The sequence below is a fragment of the Fibrobacter sp. genome (assembly GCA_024399065.1).
GTDB lineage: Bacteria > Fibrobacterota > Fibrobacteria > Fibrobacterales > Fibrobacteraceae > Fibrobacter.
In genome coordinates this window covers 21,442-40,494 of the sequence record JAKSIB010000024.1, presented here as the reverse complement: position 1 = coordinate 40,494, position 19,053 = coordinate 21,442, and the positions used below count along the sequence as shown (strand labels likewise).

General features: G+C 46.2%; 14 protein-coding genes. 5 read left to right on the top strand and 9 right to left on the bottom strand.

Annotated elements, in window-relative coordinates; genetic code table 11:
* The first annotated feature begins 53 nt into the window (after nucleotides 1-53).
* The 4 genes from MJZ25_11460 (at nucleotide 54) to MJZ25_11445 (ending at nucleotide 5,450) form a co-directional block, all read left to right on the top strand.
* The gene (locus MJZ25_11460) at nucleotides 54-1,559 is read left to right on the top strand and encodes a hypothetical protein (protein MCQ2124793.1); all 1,506 of its coding nucleotides are present in this window, start codon (nucleotides 54-56) and stop codon (nucleotides 1,557-1,559) included.
* A gap of 262 nt (nucleotides 1,560-1,821) precedes the next feature.
* Nucleotides 1,822-2,703 (top strand): electron transfer flavoprotein subunit beta/FixA family protein, encoded by an 882-nt coding sequence (locus tag MJZ25_11455; protein MCQ2124792.1) that lies wholly within the window; start codon nucleotides 1,822-1,824, stop codon nucleotides 2,701-2,703.
* A 3-nt stretch (nucleotides 2,704-2,706) separates the two neighbouring features.
* Nucleotides 2,707-3,735, top strand: coding sequence for an electron transfer flavoprotein subunit alpha/FixB family protein (locus tag MJZ25_11450; GenBank protein ID MCQ2124791.1), 1,029 nt, complete (start codon nucleotides 2,707-2,709; stop codon nucleotides 3,733-3,735).
* 5 nt (nucleotides 3,736-3,740) lie between these two features.
* A complete protein-coding gene (locus tag MJZ25_11445) occupies nucleotides 3,741-5,450 on the top strand; it encodes an acyl-CoA dehydrogenase family protein (protein ID MCQ2124790.1) in 1,710 nt (569 codons plus the stop codon).
* A gap of 165 nt (nucleotides 5,451-5,615) precedes the next feature.
* Here MJZ25_11445 and MJZ25_11440 read toward each other — a convergent pair whose 3' ends face one another.
* The 3 genes from MJZ25_11440 to MJZ25_11430 are packed head-to-tail and all read right to left on the bottom strand — an operon-like array spanning nucleotide 5,616 to nucleotide 11,270.
* A complete protein-coding gene (locus MJZ25_11440) occupies nucleotides 5,616-6,395 on the bottom strand; it encodes a PDZ domain-containing protein (protein MCQ2124789.1) in 780 nt (259 codons plus the stop codon).
* 38 nt (nucleotides 6,396-6,433) lie between these two features.
* Nucleotides 6,434-7,663, bottom strand: coding sequence for a hypothetical protein (locus tag MJZ25_11435; protein MCQ2124788.1), 1,230 nt, complete (start codon nucleotides 7,661-7,663; stop codon nucleotides 6,434-6,436).
* Nucleotide 7,664: 1 nt separating this feature from the next.
* Nucleotides 7,665-11,270 carry a hypothetical protein gene (locus MJZ25_11430; protein ID MCQ2124787.1) on the bottom strand — a complete coding sequence of 1,202 codons (3,606 nt, stop codon included), beginning with the start codon at nucleotides 11,268-11,270 and terminating at the stop codon, nucleotides 7,665-7,667.
* Nucleotides 11,271-11,634: 364 nt separating this feature from the next.
* Here MJZ25_11430 and MJZ25_11425 point away from each other — a divergent pair, with 364 nt between their 5' ends.
* The gene (locus tag MJZ25_11425) at nucleotides 11,635-12,156 is read left to right on the top strand and encodes a hypothetical protein (protein ID MCQ2124786.1); all 522 of its coding nucleotides are present in this window, start codon (nucleotides 11,635-11,637) and stop codon (nucleotides 12,154-12,156) included.
* A gap of 128 nt (nucleotides 12,157-12,284) precedes the next feature.
* Here the strand turns inward: MJZ25_11425 and MJZ25_11420 are convergent, their stop codons facing one another.
* From MJZ25_11420 to MJZ25_11395, 6 genes are read right to left on the bottom strand one after another with little or no spacing between them, the layout of a single operon-like run.
* A complete protein-coding gene (locus MJZ25_11420; protein MCQ2124785.1) occupies nucleotides 12,285-14,048 on the bottom strand; it encodes a glycosyltransferase family 39 protein in 1,764 nt (587 codons plus the stop codon).
* Entirely contained in the window at nucleotides 14,045-15,586 is a 1,542-nt protein-coding gene (locus MJZ25_11415) for an NAD(P)/FAD-dependent oxidoreductase (protein ID MCQ2124784.1), read from the bottom strand. The genes MJZ25_11420 and MJZ25_11415 overlap by 4 nt, the downstream gene beginning before the upstream one ends.
* Nucleotides 15,583-16,002 (bottom strand): GtrA family protein, encoded by a 420-nt coding sequence (locus MJZ25_11410; GenBank protein ID MCQ2124783.1) that lies wholly within the window; start codon nucleotides 16,000-16,002, stop codon nucleotides 15,583-15,585. The genes MJZ25_11415 and MJZ25_11410 overlap by 4 nt, the downstream gene beginning before the upstream one ends.
* 18 nt (nucleotides 16,003-16,020) lie before the next feature.
* On the bottom strand, nucleotides 16,021-17,250 hold the full coding sequence (locus MJZ25_11405) for a hypothetical protein (protein ID MCQ2124782.1): 1,230 nt from the start codon (nucleotides 17,248-17,250) through the stop codon (nucleotides 16,021-16,023).
* A gap of 33 nt (nucleotides 17,251-17,283) precedes the next feature.
* Entirely contained in the window at nucleotides 17,284-18,024 is a 741-nt protein-coding gene (locus MJZ25_11400; GenBank protein ID MCQ2124781.1) for a hypothetical protein, read from the bottom strand.
* A 32-nt stretch (nucleotides 18,025-18,056) separates the two neighbouring features.
* A complete protein-coding gene (locus MJZ25_11395) occupies nucleotides 18,057-18,872 on the bottom strand; it encodes a TIGR02147 family protein (protein ID MCQ2124780.1) in 816 nt (271 codons plus the stop codon).
* Nucleotides 18,873-19,053 lie beyond the last annotated feature (181 nt).

Genomic DNA, 19,053 nt, shown 5'->3' with positions numbered 1-19,053 from the left:
CAACACATTTCCCGTTCAAACCGGGAATGTCAAACCAAAAAAAAGGAAACGACATGAATCGCAAAATCCTATCACTCCTTACCGTCGCAAGTTTCGCCTTGTTCATGAGCGCTTGCGGTGGCGACGATAAAAAGAACGGCGTAGGCCCGGAAGTCACCTGCGATGATACCGAAGACTGCCTCGACGATGAAGACGAAAGCTCTTCCAGCGTCAAATCATCCTCCAGCAGCAAGAAAGACAACAAGTCCTCTTCCAGTGTAAAGGAAGACAAGGACAAATCTTCCAGCAGCGCAAAGGAAGATAAGGATGATGACAAATCCAGTTCCTCCGAAGCAAAGGACGACAAATCTTCTGATAGCAAGGACGAATCTTCCTCCAGTGCAGAAGAAACTGCAGATTCCTCCAGTTCTTCTGAAGAAGCTATTGATTCTTCCAGCTCTTCCGAAGAAATCGTTGACTCTTCCAGTTCCGAAGAGCCGGTAGAAAGCAGCTCCAGCGAAGAACCCGCAAAGCCTGTTGAATACGAAAGCACTACCCCAAACCTGGCCGACCTGGAAGTTTCCGGCGACACTTTGTTCGCTATTTTCCAGCGCTCCACAACTGTCGGCTACAATACCGAATTCCATCACAACGGTTTGCTGGCCTTGTACAACGTAGCTACAGGCGATCTTTTGGACACCATCCAGTTGGCCACCAAAAATCCCTCCGCCGTAAAGGTCGCTGGTGGTAACGTTTACGTTGCAACCGCAGGCGAATACGACGCATATTGGAACTTGCCCGCAGACAACACTCGCGGCATCGAAAAGGTTGATTTGAAGAATAAGAAATCCAGCCTATTCATCGCAGGTTCCAAGCTGGGCGGCGGTTTAACCGACTTCGTTGTAGACAAGAAAAACAACAAGGGTTTCGTATCCGTCTACTACGGATATGGTAGCGTCGGTGTTTCAGAAATCAATCTTTCCACAGGTTCCGTAACAAAGATTAGCGGTATTTCCGATGCTTCCGGTTCCCTGGAATTAGATGAAGAAAACGGACTTCTCTACATCGGTGACCGCGACGGAATGAACTTCATGGCCATCAGAACCTATATCTACGACGGGACAAGCCTCACCGCACTTTCCAATCCTGATGAAGAAGAGGACGAATACGAAACTCGTCAGCCTTATAGCATCAAGGTCATCAAGGGTATTCCCTACGTATTCGTTTCTGACTACACCAATGGAGCGCTTTACCTCAACTACGCTGATTTGGAAGACAAGGGCCTTGAATTCGATCAGGATTCCAAGCTGGCTGTAGTCAACGGCGAACTGTACGTCATGTCCCGCGGCGACGCCGCATCCATCTCCAAGGTCAACACAACCTCCGGCGAAGTCCAGCAGTCCATTGCTATCGGCAAGAACCCCTACGACATGGTTGCCGCCAGCGCCACCACCGCATGGGTCGCCTACTACGGCTCCCCCATCCTGGAATTGATCAACACCTCCACTCTCTCCACTGAAAAGTTGATCAACACCAAGGAATTCTGCGCCGTTAAAGTTGACGCCACCGCCGAAGATTAATTCAGCAATAAAATTTGCGGGTTAGGAAACGCAAAAAGTCCTCCGAGAAATCGGGGGACTTTTTCAGTAGTGCATAGAGTCCTGGGAAAAATCTCGCTTTATTCACTGTAAGTTTTTCGTAATAATACTGTAATAATTTTTACAAAAATTCACTTGTGACAATGAATAGATTCAAGAAGGGCACCCATTTTTTTGTACATTTGTACCATCTAACATTAAACTAACATACTTGGCGATTTAAACCCGCTAAAGAAATAACATTATGAGTCTTAAAATCGTTGTACTTGCTAAGCAAGTTCCTGACACACGAAATGTTGGTCCTGACGCCATGACGGAACAGGGCACCATCAATCGTGCTGCCTTGCCTGCAGTCTTCAATCCTGAAGACCTGAATGCATTGGAACAGGCCCTCCGTCTGAAGGACCAGTTCCCCGGCTCCACCATTTCCGTTGTGACCATGGGTCTTCCCAAGTCTGCAGAAGTCGTTCGCGAATCTCTCTATCGCGGCGCAGACGAAGGCTTTGTCGTTACCGACCGTACCCTCGGCGGTGCAGACACCCTGGCTACCAGCTACACCCTGGCACAGGCCATCAAGAAGGTTGGCAACTACGACATTATCCTCTGCGGCCGTCAGGCTATCGATGGCGATACCGCACAGGTCGGTCCCCAGATCGCCCAGAAGCTGGGCCTTACCCAGGTGACCTACGCCGAAGAAATTCTTTCTCTCGACGAAAGCGCTCGCAAGGTCGTTATCCGTCGCTTGATCGACGGTGGCGTTGAAACCGTGGAAGCACCGCTCCCGCTGGTCGTGACCGTTAACGGTTCCGCAGCTCCTTGCCGCCCCCGCAACGCAAAGCGCGTCATGAAGTACAAGAACGCAACCGCAGTTGCCGAACGTGCTCCCGAAGCCGCAGAAAAGTATGCAGCCCTTATCGCAGAAAAGCCCTACCTGGACATCGCCCAGTGGGGTGCAGCCGACATCGAGGCAGATCCTGCCCAGATCGGTAAGGCCGGTTCTCCGACCAACGTGAAGGCTGTGAAGAACATTGTGTTCAAGGCCAAGGAAAGCCGCACCCTCACCGCTAGCGACGAAGATGTGGAAGGCCTGATCAAGGAACTCTTAGAAGGAAAGATTATCGGTTAACCTATGAATAACGTATTTGTATATTGCGAAATTGAAGGGACTACCGTTAAGGACGTTTCCCTCGAACTGCTCTCCAAGGGCCGTAAGCTGGCCGACACCCTGGGTGTCCAGTTGGAATGCATTTGCGCCGCCTCCGGTATCGACGGCATCGAAAAGCAGGTTTTCCCCTACGGTGTCGATAAGGTTCATGTGTTCGACGCTGAAGGCCTGTTCCCCTACACCACCAATCCCCATGCATCTCTCGTGATCAACCTGTTCAAGGAAGAACAGCCCCAGATCTGCCTCATGGGTGCAACCGTGATTGGTCGTGACCTTGGCCCCCGCATTTCTGCCGCCACCCACAGTGGTCTGACCGCAGACTGTACCGAACTCGAAATCGACAGCTTCGAAATGAGCATCGGTGGCGAAAAGAAGTTCTACGAAAATCAGCTTTGCCAGATTCGCCCGGCTTTCGGCGGTAACATCGTTGCTACCATCGTGAACCCGGAACACCGCCCGCAGATGGCTACCGTCCGCGAAGGCGTGATGAAGAAGGAAATCAAGGACGTAAACTACAAGGGCGAAGTCATCAAGCACGACGTTGCCAAGTACGTTCCGGAAGCTGAATACGTGGTCAAGGTTCTCGAACGCCACGTCGAAGCAGCAAAGAACAACCTGAAGAGCGCTCCCATTGTGGTTGCCGGTGGTTACGGCATGGGCTCCAAGGAAAACTTCGACATGCTGTTCGAACTGGCCAAGGAACTCCACGGCGAAGTTGGTGCAAGCCGCGCTGCAATCGACGCAGGCTTCGTAGCCGACCATGACCGTCAGATCGGTCAGACCGGTCTCACCGTTCGCCCCAAGGTTTACATTGCTTGCGGTATTTCCGGCCAGATCCAGCACATCGCTGGCATGCAGGATTCCGGCATTATCATTTCCGTGAACAATGACCCGGATGCTCCGATCAATGCAATTGCAGACTACGTCATCAACGGCAACGTTGAAGAAGTGGTTCCCAAGTTAATCAAGTACTACAAGGCAAACAACAAGTAAGCGCTATGGCAAATTTCTATACAGATCATCCAGAGATTAAGTTCAATCTCGAAAGCAGCCCCTTGATGAACCGCATTGTGGAACTCAGGGAAAATGGCTTTGCTAATGAAGAAAAGTCCGATTACGCTCCGGCCGACTACGCCGACGCAATCGACAACTACAACAAGGTTTGCGAACTGGCTGGCGACATCGTTTCCAACGTGATCGCTCCCAACGCAGAAGCAGTTGATGCAGAAGGTCCTCATTGCGAAAACGGCCGCGTCCGCTACGCAAGCAAGACTTACGAAAACCTGGAAGCTACCGTGAAGGCTGGCCTTTGCGGCGTTACCATGCCCCGTCGTTTCGGTGGCCTGAACTTCCCCGTAACTGCTTACACCGCCATTAACGAAATGATCGCTGCCGGCGACGCAGGTTTCGAAAACATTTGGTCCCTTCAGGACTGTATCGAAACTTTGTACGAATTCGGCGATGAAGATCAGCGTTCCCGTTTCGTCCCGCGTATCTGCGCCGGCGAAACCATGTCCATGGACTTGACCGAACCCGATGCCGGTTCCGACCTGCAGCGCGTTATGCTGAAGGCAACCTACAGCGAAGCAGACAAGTGCTGGTACCTGAACGGCGTGAAGCGCTTCATCACCAACGGTGACTCCGACATTCACCTGGTTCTTGCCCGTTCTGAAGAAGGCACCAAGGATGGCCGCGGTCTTTCCATGTTCATCTACGACAAGCGCGACGGTGGCGTCGACGTTCGTCGTATCGAAAACAAGATGGGTATCCACGGTTCTCCGACCTGCGAACTGGTTTACAAGAACGCTAAGGCAGAACTCTGCGGCCGTCGCAAGTTCGGTCTTATCAAGTACGTGATGGCCCTCATGAACGGCGCTCGTCTCGGTATCGCTGCACAGGCAGTGGGTATCAGCCAGGCATCCTACGACGAAGCTCTCGCCTACGCCAAGGACCGTAAGCAGTTCAACCAGGCTATCATCAACTTCCCCGGCGTCTATGAAATGCTTTCCAACATGAAGGCTCGCCTGGACGCTGGCCGCGCCCTCCTTTACCAGACAGCTCGCTACGTCGACATCTACAAGTCTCTTGAAGATATCGAACGCACCCGCAAGCTCACCGATGAAGAAAAGGCTGAACTGAAGCTGTACAACAAGTTGGCATCCGCCGGCACTCCGCTCACCAAGGGCATGAACGCCGAATACTCCAACATCAACAGCTACGACAGCATCCAGGTTCACGGCGGTTCCGGCTACATGCTGGAATACGCTTGCCAGCGCCTCTACCGCGACGCTCGTATTACCTCCATCTACGAAGGTACTACCCAGCTCCAGGTTGTTGCTGCCCTTCCGCACATCACCACCGGCACCTACACTTCCATGCTCGACGAACTGGAAGCAGCCGCTGTTGCACCGGAATTTGAAGCACTCAAGGCCCGCGCAAAGGCTATGGACGACAAGTTCAAGGCAGCCATCGACTACGTCAAGGCCGCTGAAAACAACGAGTTCCTGGACCTCTGCAGCCGCCGCCTGTACGAAATGGCCGGTAACTGCGTCATGGCTCAGCTCCTTATCCGCGACGCTTCTGCTAACGCAGAACTGTTCGGCAAGAGCGCCAAGGTCTACCTGAACCTCGCCGAAGCAGAAGTGATGAAGCACTCCAACTTCATCATGAACCTGACTGCAGAACAGATCGCAGATTACAAGGCTTAATTGCTGAATGGAACCGCGCGGGCAACCGCGTGCGTGTCATCCCGGGCACCGACCCGGGATCTCCAAAAAAACTTAAAAGACCTCGACTCGCAAGAGTCGGGGTCTTTTTTTGATATTCTTTCCCGACTCGCAATGAGTCGAGGTCTTGGCTATTATGCGTTTATGTTATTTCAAAAGAACGCTTTTTCCATTAGTGAATCCATGATGTTCAACACTAACAACGTAGCGATCGGCGGGAGCATTACTGGAATCCCAGGATATTCTATTAATTCCTTTCATTGCATGAGGAATTCGAATACTCGATACAACGACACCACTGGAATTAGTCACAGACACAAGAGCTTCACCAGCGGATTCAAGTTCAAAGCTGATAGTGTTACGGTCTACACCTTTCACTTTGATCTTTTCGGCTTTCTTCCCCTGGGTAATCGGAGCGGACTCCTTAATCACATCCTTATCAACATAAATGCAGTCTACATTCTTTACATCAGCATTGGCGTCGTCAACAACACCACCTTGATTCATAATTGCAACAAGTTTTTTGTCAGAACGGACTGAGCTTGCGTAAGATTCCAGTTCTGCACCACTGAACTCCTCGCTATCCAGGTTCTTTACAGTCAACTCCGCACGACGAATCGTCGTTTCAAGGGTATCTCCATTGTTAATAAAAACAATATCCACCGGCTTATTGTTTTCGCCACGCAGCAAATTCTGAACATCGGTCATTCTCTTGCAGTATGTACTATTTCCATCCACAGAAATAATCACATCACCCTTTTGTAATTTTGAATCAGCAGCAGGAGTCCCCGGAATAACACTCACAACCTCGGCACCTTTTTCTGCCGGAGTAATAGCAATTCCAATGCCATTAAAGGTTTCATCAGCAATAGCAGAAGTAGCAACAACAGCCACAATTGATGCTATTTTAAGAAAACTACATTTCATTATTAATTCCTTTTTCAATCATTTGATTGTTTAATCCGTTAGAAAAAATCTTTTTCGTCAGCGATAATACTATCCAAATTCTTCAACGGGATTTTGAACAAGCCTTCGTATGAAGCGGCATAAAGCATTCCTCCGATTACATCGCCACCATAGATTCTCGTGGTCGGGAGCGGGCGTCCCTTGACACCTTCGCCCTCAATTTCTCTCCATCCTTTAGGAATATTACCATAGGGTTCACCATAATCACCCATGTAAACCTTAGGATAGGATCGATCACCGAAAGAAAACAGATGTTCTCCATCGGATACAAGCGCATTTATCCCTTCTATCGAATTAATATTAATCACATAACCTAAGGAATCCTCACCATAGTAATTAAGGAACAAGCTGTCCATGGGAGCCCAATCATTTTCTGATGCATTCCATTCATATACCAACTTTCCCCATTCATCTACGATGATCAAACTGTTTTTATGAACAAGGATGTCCTGAATCGGATTGGCAACATACCTCTTAGTATATTGGACCTTTGGAGGATAAGGCAACAGATTCCACTGCGTAGCTCCTGGCGAGAGTTCAAAAACGCCATCCAAAGTCGCAGCATAGAATTTTCCATTCCATTCAACACCCTTATGAAACTGCAAAGGGATCATTTTCGTTCCATAGGTATCATAATGAGTGGGAGGCGTATCCAAATCGATCCAAGAACCGCCATTCTGCAATCGGATAACAGACTTCACTTCCTTTGAAACGGTATCCTTGAAACCCGCCAAGCAAACAATCAGGTTGTTTTCAAACTTGGCAATTCCATAGACACCATATTCAATACCGTCAGAAGAATCAAGAACATTTATCTTTTCCCACTTTTTGCTATCCGGCAAGTATTTCAAAACATCGCCCGTAGTTGTACCCACATAGAACGCAGTGGAATCAGTATACAGAGTATGTACGTAACCTTTTGACGGAATAGAAAGAGTATCCCAGTGATTTTCACCCACAGTCGAGACAAAAAGACGGGGAGCATGAACAAGATAACCGGGGTTTCCTTCTGCAGGAACACTCCAGGCATCCTCAATCATAATCCACGAACCCGAATGCAACACCCGTTGCAGGCCACTCCCTCTTGTATTGAGGGAATCCATATCCGGAGTAAAAACTTTCACCCAGCTATCCTGCATTGATTCTGGAGGTTCCGAAGATGCCTCGGGATCTTTCGCACAGGCAACAAAAATAACGGAAATGATTACTAGTTGAAAAAGATTTTTCATATTAGAAATTCCAAGTATATTGCGGAGTCATCAAGTTCGGTTCATCGAACGACTTGCAACGTTCAACTGTAGGCACACTGCCGAAAATAACATTATCATCAGCATCGAGCAAAGCGATACCGCAGACAGTCTTGTCAAATGAACTCCAATCCTTCAGGTGAACGCCAATATCACCTTCGTTGACAGATTCACCCGGATACAAGATATACTTATTGAAGTTCATGACCAGTTCCCAAACATTTTCACCTACATTTGCAAGCGAGGGAACAGAAGTCGGCGTATACCAGTCATCCGTGGGAACATGAAGTTCCTTGCCTTCCGGTACACGGAACCAAAGCTTAGCCTTATAGTTCTGGAGAGACACAGAACCCGTATTCTTAACAGTCACTCTCGGCTTCAAGTAATTACTTTCATGGGGCGCAGAATCATGCCAGGCCAAGGTCGCGGCAGGCTGAGGAACCAAACCTTCATCAACACTCTTGTATGCACTAGGTTCGATACCCCAGATGATATTATCGTTCAAATCATAAACAACAATCTTGGTATTTTGGGCAGGAGTACCAATGTTATGGTCTGCGGACCAGTCATTGATAAACTTATAGTCAGTCCAGTCTTCGTAATGGACACGAATCTGCCAGCCATCGACATTGGGAAGAACACTACCTGCAGCAAGGACTTGGTCACTAGCATCAAGGATAAATCTCCACTGATCGCCTCCCAAATTTTCCAAAGTCACAGGAATCTTAGGATAGTCAACTTCAACAACAGGCTTATGTGCTGGATCAGCGGTGAAGTAATAGGCCACCTTGAAGCCAGCAATATCCCTGCCACTAGTATTTGTTACAAGGATTCTAGGACGAGAGGTATTTTTCTCGTATGAACCTCGAGCTTCGCGATGGTACACAGTCATAGGGCTATATTTAGTAACCTTTTCACTGGGAGAAACAGGAAGAGTTTGCGTAGAAGGATTCGCTGCAGTACCCGTAGCAATCATTACGCTGGGAGCAACATCCCCCGCACCCACCACAACCGCAAAATTCGTTACTGCGGACAGATTGGAAAGCAAGTAATCCTTTTCAAAAGTTTTGCCCGACTGGTTCGTGAAGGAAACATGAAGAACCTGTCCATTACGCTTAATAGAAGGACTGGTAGCAACAGAACCATCAAACAGAATTTCCTGATGTTCAACACTGTTTTCATCTGTATAACGAACAACAGAACCTATACCCGGAATATAGCTGGCACTAAGAGAATAAGTTGCGTCGCTAACCTTGATTTCGTGGGTTCCCTGATTCATGAAAATCGGAGCCGCACTGAAATCCCCAACAAAATCCACCGTTCCCATATCAAGATAAAGAATATTTGAAGCATCATTATGAGCAATTTCATCGCAGCGTTGATCCAAAGCACACACAATGTCCAAACCCTGATCAGTGGCGCCCTTAATATGGATGCCAAATTCATCACTGTCAACGGAACCATGAAGAAGATCTTCCCACGGAGCCAAAGCATCATGAAAAACAAACCGTCTCGGATCAATAAAGTTAGGAATATTTTCAGGAGAAAGACCCTTACTACGATCCACAAACTTCTGGCTAAATTCCGTCACAAGAGCGTCACCTTTACCAAACCAGCTATCTTGAATATCCACCAGAGATTTCCAAAGTTCAGAATTAACAGTTTTTAAAGACGCACTGTTAATGTCAAATCCTTCTTTCTTACTCATATTAACGACAACATTATCAAAGAATTTGCCAATGACAAAGCACCCTGTTTCATCATCGTCATAATCCTCACACAATTTATCTGCAGTCGAAGAAAGAGAACCCAGCAACGAAGAGAGTACCTGAGAGGACTTAGGGGAATACAGGGGCAACATATTAACCTGTTTCCCATTTGGCTTTTCCGGATAAGGAGCCTTTCCATTCATCACTGTATTTAAATTAACTATAAAACCACCTTTGGGATCCAAATGAAGTCCATTATGACGAGAATCGTAAGCATCCTTAGCAATGGGTTCAAGTTTATCAATTACTATGTTTTTAACCCCTTTCTTGTCAATCATACCATCAAGAGATACGTCTGCCACGTATGTGCCAAGATAAGGTCCCTTAACGCTTAAATAAACTTTATCAAAAGGATACGAGATTGTTCCTACGACCCAGCCAAGAATATTGCACGCACTAATAACATCACAATACAACGTATTGTCTTCTTTTACGCCATCCTTAACAGCGGAGGCATAATCCAACCAGTCCAAATCCAGTTCTGCTTTTACAAGTTCATGCTCTGGAGGATTATCCGTTTTAGAATCATCTAAATCTTTAACAATTTTCTTTAAACCAGAAAATTCATCCGAAATTTGATTAGGATCAACGGTAGCCAATTCAGAACCGAAGTGAGGAGTATCTACAGTAATAACTTTGCGGACATGGTTTGCCGCATTGGCCGTACCCGCAGGATATTCACTAGCGTCGGCCCTTAAACCACGGAACATTTCTCTAATAGTTAGACCACCTTGGCTGTGTCCAACCAAGTCAATATCAGCCTTTTCATTAGTCCTCCAATCTATTCCCTTAGACCCATAAAAGTCATCCATCACCTCAACAATTCTTTCATACAATCTCTTAGACTGGGATGGAATTGCATCCCAGAACGGTCTTGCTTCTACCCATTTTCCATCAACATAACTACCTGGAGTTTGATAGAAGTATATACCATTTTTATTAATATCGTCTCCTGTGTTAGGAACATTGTACGTTCTAGCAAGAATATCCGGAGCAGAGCCATTTTCATAGGATTTTACAAGAGCCTTCATAAATTCCGATTGAGCCTTTTTCTCACAATCGGCGCATGCCTTAGGTGCATTGGACTTTACCCCCCATATTTCATAGTCACTATTCAAGCCATGAACAAACAAAACCGGATGAGCAAGGGTCTTTCCAGGTTCACCCGTATAAGTCCACGCAGGAAATTCAACCGGTCTGCCATTCCATGCCTTAATCAGGTCCTTTATAGGAACAACATTGTTTCCATTCTCGTTTGCGTTATCACGAAAAGAAACAAAGGTGTTCGTAGCATAATCGTAGGTATTAATATCCAAATCATGAAGACTCATATCATGTTTATTACTGCAGCCAGCATCGTCCCAGTCCCAGTTATCCATATTAGATCTGCATTTCCACAAATGTTTACGCCACTTAAAAAGGCCCTTGTATGTAATCTTATTTCCACAGGTTATAGTATAACCCATGGTGTAATACGCCATCCAATGCCAGGTGTCAAGACCATCGTAGTCAGTTTCTTTCTTAAGAATTCCGGTTAGCGACTTGACCTGGTAAACACCTTCTTTAAAATTTTCACCTGACTCATCAACAACATCATTACAATAGCCATATGGGATGTAATCATTTTCATCGTACGAAGCAATTAAATTTCCAGTAGCAAGGGCGCCAGGTCTTTCAACTTGGGCAATCCAAGCAGGATTATCAACATCGCCAGAACCCGGCAATACTTCGGCTACAGACTTATCCCAAGCATTTAGAGCGCTACTCGTACCAACAAGAGTTAATAACGCTGAAAAAACAAACTTTAATAGATTTTTCAATCTTTCCTCCTATTCAGGTCTAATTTCACCATTTTTCAGAGGACACTAAAGAACAATCGCAGACAAATAGCAATTAACGCTAAATAGCCAAGCGTTCTAAAACAACCCCCAAAATGTCTGTTCAAAAAAGAACGAAGCCAATCATAAAAAAAAAAGGACATTTCCGCAAGGGGAATTTAAGATAAAAATAACATTCCGCAAGCCAGGGCGTTGCGGGGCGGCGTTTGAGCCCCGCAGAGGGGGTAGCGGAAGACCCGGCCGGGTGGGTTTCGGAACTTTATTCCCGAAGGGAATGATTGTAAGGGCGGGGCCGGGGCTGTAGCGAGGGGGAGACTTCCCCCACCATCATAAGCTCACCAAGGGCATGAACGCCGAATACTCCAACATCAACAGCTACGACAGCATCCAGGTTCACGGCGGTTCCGGCTACATGCTGGAATACGCTTGCCAGCGCCTCTACCGCGACGCTCGTATTACCTCCATCTACGAAGGTACTACCCAGCTCCAGGTTGTTGCTGCCCTTCCGCACATCACCACCGGCACCTACACTTCCATGCTCGACGAACTGGAAGCAGCCGCTGTTGCACCGGAATTTGAAGCACTCAAGGCCCGCGCAAAGGCTATGGACGACAAGTTCAAGGCAGCCATCGACTACGTCAAGGCCGCTGAAAACAACGAGTTCCTGGACCTCTGCAGCCGCCGCCTGTACGAAATGGCCGGTAACTGCGTCATGGCTCAGCTCCTTATCCGCGACGCTTCTGCTAACGCAGAACTGTTCGGCAAGAGCGCCAAGGTCTACCTGAACCTCGCCGAAGCAGAAGTGATGAAGCACTCCAACTTCATCATGAACCTGACTGCAGAACAGATCGCTGACTATAAGGCTTAATCGCTGAATGGAACCGCGCGGGCAACCGCGTGCGTGTCATCCCGGGCACAGACCCGGGATCTCCAAAAAAACTTAAAAGACCTCGACTTGCAAGAGTCGGGGTCTTTTTTCAAAATATTCGCGTTTGATTATCCAAACACGCAGCCCATCAGCAGCACAGAACATACCACAAAAACAAGTACTGTTGCGATGCCAAGAATTTTCCACTTGAGGGAAAATTCTTTTTGGTACACGCCCAATCCAACATAGGGAACAAAACTCAGCAATGCAGGCATGATGTAGCGGAAATCGTTGCTGCAGGCATAGGGATATTTGTTACGCAGGAAACCCAATGCTGCAAAGAACAGGATTCCCTGAACAAAAAGAATCCAATGGCAAACATCCAATTTTGTTTTCCACCAGCCGCGAATCGCAAATACGATCAAGCCCAGGAATGACACGCTAATCAAGGATGCCAAGGCCTTACCCAATGCGGTTTCCACAAGTTTGAATTCGCCAAACAGGGAAGATTTGAAGGCATAATTGAGAAAGTATTCTCTGCCCAGACCGTTGGCCCATGCGCTGGTATAAGGCTCCGTTAGGAAAGACTTCAAATCGAAATAAAGATAGTTTCCGGCTTCGTTCCCGACTTTCAAACCCGAATGCAGGCTGTTTGCGTTGGAAACTAGGCCTCCATCGCCCATTATTTTTTCGAAGGCCAATCCAACAAAGATTAGCAATAATAAAATCCAGCTTGTGATTTCTGGTTTGGTTGGAGTAATTTTTTCTGGCGAACAATTTTTGAAGTAGCCTACAACGGCCATCAGTATTACAAGTGCCAAAGAGATAAAGCCTGTTGATTTTGTCCAGATTGCAAGAGCCGCGCAAACCACGGCGAAAACAAGGGACGAGCCTTTCCCTCGCCTAATGTAATTGAAGCCAGCAAACAGACAAAGAACATGCAGTGCAAAGAACATCTGGTCGTTCCCGATTCTTGGAGCGACTAAAAGTAAGGTCGGCCACACCGTCCAAAGGGCGGCGGCAATAGTCAAACATTTGCCATCCACAAGACTCTTTAAAAACGCAAGACCGCAAATCAACATGAGAATTGAAAGCGCCAAACTAAATAGCTGAACACCTGCACTTGATGCAAATCCTAGCAGGCTACTCACGACAAGCGACGGTGCTGCCACCGTGTAATAAACAGGTGGATGGTAACAGGTCCAGCATTCATCCGCTGCAGGAATTGCAAGGTTATCCGCAATATACTGAATGTACGCCAAATGGCCTTCCACGTCATTTGCAAATTGTGTGTAGGGCAAGGCACTGAACATGGCGAACCGCAGAAACACTCCGAACACGACGCAAAGAAGTAAAAATGAGTGCCACTTGCGACGCCTGCATAAGGATGCAAGCGTCAATCCCGCAAGAATCGCAATTACGATTTCCAGGGCGTCCACAAATCCAATTCCCTTTGGGAAAACATTGATTCCGCCGGGCCCGCCGCCATTTTTCAGGGTAAGTTCATAAGTCGTTCTAGGGCCAACGCGGTGGGGCGCGGTAACAGAATCTGCCAGCACAAATCCCTTGCTGTAATTACATCTGCCAGAATAATCCGACAGGAAAATGTCTGCGCCGTTAATCGTTAGCGATTCTGCGCAATCATCGGGGATGATGTTCAGGTCATAGTGAAGATTTAGCGGATTTGAGATGACGAAGCTAACGCGAAAATTTTCGCCCTGATTCATTTTTCTGGAAATCGGCAACGATGTTTTTTCGTCATTTTCTCCTTGGTGAAGAATCACATTCTCTACACGAATTTGCCCGTATTGCAAAAAAGCGAAACACGCAATAACGCCGACGATGCAACGAAATTCAAAATTTCCTAGAATTTTCTTAAACACTTTTTTCATTTCTTTTTGCCTTCGTGATATTCTTCTTCGGTATTGACATTCCAAAGATCCGATTTGTCAACGGAGCCTTCGCGAATACACTTTACGGTTTCCATGGCAGTCAGCATACTGTGATCCATGTTGTTGTATTTGTGCATGCCGTTACGGCCCATCAGGAACAGGTTTTCGATGTTGTCCAGATATTCGCGAATCTTATGGAATTCGCCGTAAGTTCCGAAGTAGGCCGGATAAGCTTTCTTGACGCGGAATACAACGGAGTCGCGAACAGACTCCGGCTTTGCCACATGAATCCTGTCCAGTTCTGCAATGGCAAACTGGATGAAATCGGCATCGGGCATGGTCCACATTTCATCGCCTTCGTTAACGAAGTATTCCAGGCCAATCCAGACCTTGGACGGATCGCTAACCAGATAAGGACTCCAGTTGTTGAACACCTGAATGCGGCCCAGCTTTACATCGCATTCCTGAACGTAAATCCAGTTGTCCTTTACATTTCCTATTTCAAGTTTATCCAGCAGCAAGCCCACTGTCATAAAATCGCGATAGACGAGTCCTTCCGCAACCCGCTTTACTTCAGCAGGAACTGAAGTCTCAGGCTGATCCATGGCGGTTACCAGTTCCTTCACGGGCATGGAGCTTAGAAAATAGTCGCATGGAATTGTCTTGACGCCTTGACCGTTGTCAACGGCGACACTAACCACGCGGTTCTCAATCCGATTTACGCCCACAACCTTTGCGTTCATCACAATTTCACCGCCCATGTCAAGAATCTTCTGGGCGACAGATTCCCAAAGCTGGCCCGGACCAAGTTTTGGATACAGAAACTGACCGATTAAACTTGTTTCGGTATTTTTCTGACGGAATTCATCGGCGCTATCCCTATCAATGGCGTGTCTATTATTTTTGAAAATTTGCTTTACCGCATGAACCACAGTCTTTGTAATGGAAAGCCCTTTAATGCGCTGGCCGCCCCATTCCGGGCTGATTTTATTACAGGGAACGCCCCAGAGTTTTTCGGTGTAGTCCCTGAAAAATGTTCTATAAAGTTCAACGCCAAAACGGTTGATCATAAAATCTTCAAGACTCTTTTCGGAACGAGCAGGAAGCAACTGCACTTTAAGATAGCTCAGGCCTATTTTCACCATTCGCCAAAATCCAAGGCTGCGAATGGTATTTCCGTTCAAGGTTACGGGATAGTCAAAGAGTTTCCGCAGGAACAATATGCGACTCAGCCGGCTACGGCAAAGCATGACCAAATCGTCTTTTTCTGGATGGGGTCCGTCCTTGGATTCCAGGGGAAGAATGTTCAGCCACCAGTTCATAACAGCATCGCTCTTGCTGAAGAATCGATGGCCTCCAATATCCATCCTGTTGCCTTTGTAGCAAGCCGTCCGGGAGATTCCGCCAATTGCATTTTCTGCTTCGAAGATTACAGGCTTTACATTTGTGGTGCGAAGTAATTCCAATGCGGCCGTCAAGCCTGCTGGCCCGGCACCTGCGATGACAGCAATTTTTGGGGATTCATTTTCAGTGGTCATGTCAATCCTTTTTTTTCTCGGAACAAGGTCAGCTTTCGCGCTCCGAAGTTCCACATCAAAACAACTGCCGCGGCAATCATCTTGGAAATCATTTCCTGCCCATGGAGCGAGTCCACCAGGAAAACCATCAACAGTTCGTTAAGCGCAACACCTGCAAAACCAATCACGGCGAATACGGCAAACTCTGCAGACTTACGCATTTCAAGCCTGCGTTTGCAATCCGAGAAAACCCACCTGACGCTAAGGGCATAGTTGAGTACCAGACCCGCAACCAACCCGATGAAATTCGCAAGCAGATAATGCCACCCTAGAACATACAGGCAAAAAGCGAATAGCCCAAAATCCACTAGAAAGGCAAATCCACCCACTAGCAAGTAACGTGCTAGTTGCGCTAGCACTCCTTTTATTTCAACCATAATGTTATCGTTTAGTTTTTACAGCAGAGAAGACTTAAACCATTCTCCGTAAGAAATAGCATTTGTGCTCGGACTGTAATTACCATCTTCACATTTCCAAATTTCGCTTGATAAGGGCTTGCGAATACTCTCCGGATCGGTAGCCCCTATGCTGCCGTCACAGTCTTCAACAAGAAAATATACCGAGAAAAAGTTGTTGTTACGCATGCATTTTCCGCCGGGGGAAACGCTGGTAAATTCCAGGAAGCCGTCAGATATGCTAGTCAACACATGTCCCATTGGCTGGCCACCATCATCGACCATGGTCATAAAGTACCGACAACCTTCCTTATTTTCTGCGGGATGTTCCTTCATGATTTTGGCTGTCATCGGAAAACAGACGGAAATGTCATCTTGATTTATCTGGAACAGTGGAGGTTTTTGCACCACGTCCGTGGGAGAGACTCCTGTTTTTGCGTAGGCATAATCCATGCAAGCCATGGAGGCTGTTCCGTTGTAGGCTATAACTCGGTCATCAAAGGACAGCTGCTCTGCATTTGACACATATTGCAGAATGTAGTTTTCAAGAGTACGGCTACTATCAATGGAAATTTCCTGATTGTTTGTTATACCGCAATTTTCACAGATTTCCGGTGCGTCAATTGAACTTGATGAACTTGAAATATCATCCCGTTTTGATGAAGATGAAGGCGATTCAAACTTTCCTGTTGATGACTGCGCATCCTTTGCCATTTCTGCGCAACGATCGGCTGCGACATTACTAAAGTAAGAAATCAACATTGAAATAGAGTCCGATTCGACCTGGCTCATTCGACAAGCTGCGTCAAAGTTTCCATTTTTACACCCATCGCTAATACTAAAGAATTGACTATTCGGCTTTTCTAAGCAGCCAGCCTTAAAGACCGAGTAAGATGAATCACAAGATGCGGCAATTTCAGTTCCCTGCAATGTGGAAATCGCAAAGAATCCGGAAATTTGGATAGTCATTGCAAGAGTTGAACTATCCGCGATACATTCTGCTCGCGCACCAGTGCCGTCATTCAAAACCGCTATCCTGCCCCCATCTATTTTTGCATAGGCTGCTTCATGTAATCCCGTTCCGTACTTATACCACTCATTAAGTTGATCAACGGAAATTGCATTTTGATCTTCAATAGAGCCACCATCAGCAACTCCATCCGTATCTGAACAAGAAACGAAAAACAGAGCAAGAAATCCTTGCAAAAACAGGAATAGATTTTTCTTCATTATTAGCAAACCTTAAAGGTCATTCCAAAAGCATTATATTTTATCACAAACTAATCCATGTCTTGTATCACCAACACACTGTTCACCAGGCATTACATTTTCATCAGGAAGTTCCGCGACAAATGTTTCACATTCACTTTTCAGACTATCCGCTATGGTTTCTAACTTAGTGTTAGCAGAGACCTTTGTCACGCAAGCTGCTTCAAAGGATCCTGCGGAACAACCCCTATTGTACATTTTATAAAGACCACCATTTTCAATGCACGTTTTAACAAAGGCAATACTATCTGCTTCACAGCGTTCAACCGCATTTTCAGAATACAGCTTGAAATGACTTTCAAACTTATAAAGGGAATCCTCATTTTCACGAAGATAAACTAAAGCATCATCGCTATCTTCCCCAGGGTTATCTCCTTTTACAGACTTGGAATAATATATTCCATTTTCTTCTTTATAAACATTCACCCAACAGCTACCTGTTGACCTCAATTCACTAAAAGCTGATTCCGGTTCGGTCTTGAAAGAATTTACAGCGGCAGGAGAAGCAGAAAGAGATCCTCCTTCCGTCGGGACCGCATCATCCAAATTCACGCCATCAGAAACAACTTGGCTATATCCAGATTCACCAAGCATTGTTTTCATAAAACTAACGTCTGCATCAGACAATTTTTCAGAAGAATCTTTTGCTTCCGCAGATGCCTCGACTGAATTACTGTCGGAACAAGCCTCAAAAGCGAAAATCATAGCGACTATGAGTAGAAATTTCTTTTTCATGTTATGACTCCTTTTTTAGAGCGTTTCTATTTTCAAACTTTTTCAGTTAAGGGAAACAGTTGTAAATTCAGTCGATAGACGCGATTGCCACCCTTCTTTGCTGTCGCTATGGAAATAATTCTCTTTCGGCAGGCGTCAAGCTCTTCAATAATTTTAGCGTAATCTTCTTCATCGATTCCGATGGTAACGCCAGAAAAATTTCTTTCGTTTACGGGATATTTTTCAATAGCTTCTTTTGCGAAGTTCGCCATTTCTTTATGCATTGAACGAACTAGCATGGGTAAGGCGGTCACAGATACCTGGAGAGATCGATCTTCTTGCTCATACACATCCTTCGCCAACTTCTTTAAAAATTTAGCCCTCGTCAAAAAGGCTAGTGCATCACGAACTTCTTCGGCAGAAAAAGAACCCCCACAAACCTTAGCCATATCGCTAGGTTTCGCACCAGGCATCATGGGAGCCAACTCACGAAGCATCGGATATTTCCAAGATTGATAGAAAGATATGGATTCACCTTCTAGAATGCGAACTTTTTGGGTCTTAGCGATTTCCATCATTTCTGCATAAGCAGAATTTCTAACATTTTCCTTCTTCGCTTGGCCAAACCTAACAAGCTTACGAAAATATTCACGTTCCGCTCCTATAAGGTCCATCGCCTCCGCAACGTGTTCAATTCCAGGCTCAGACAAGCCGCTCTTTCCATCACAAACGACCTTCAGATAGTTAGGCGATGTAAATCCACTATTTTTCGCGAATTCTCGCCATGAAAAAGCAGAAGTTCGCTTTTTCCACAAGTAGTAATCGTTCATATAGGAACGATAATCATCATATTCAAATATAGATTTCATTTCAAAACAAATATACTCATGAACTTCTCTCTAAAGAATCAATTTTCCATACAAAATCTGAGCTTTCAAACGCGTTTGTATCATAAAATGTATAATAAAAACCGTGGTGATTTTCACCACGGTTTTCTAGCAAAAAAATAGTTTCAAGTTTAGCTACGGGGTAAGAAAAATCCCTTAATGC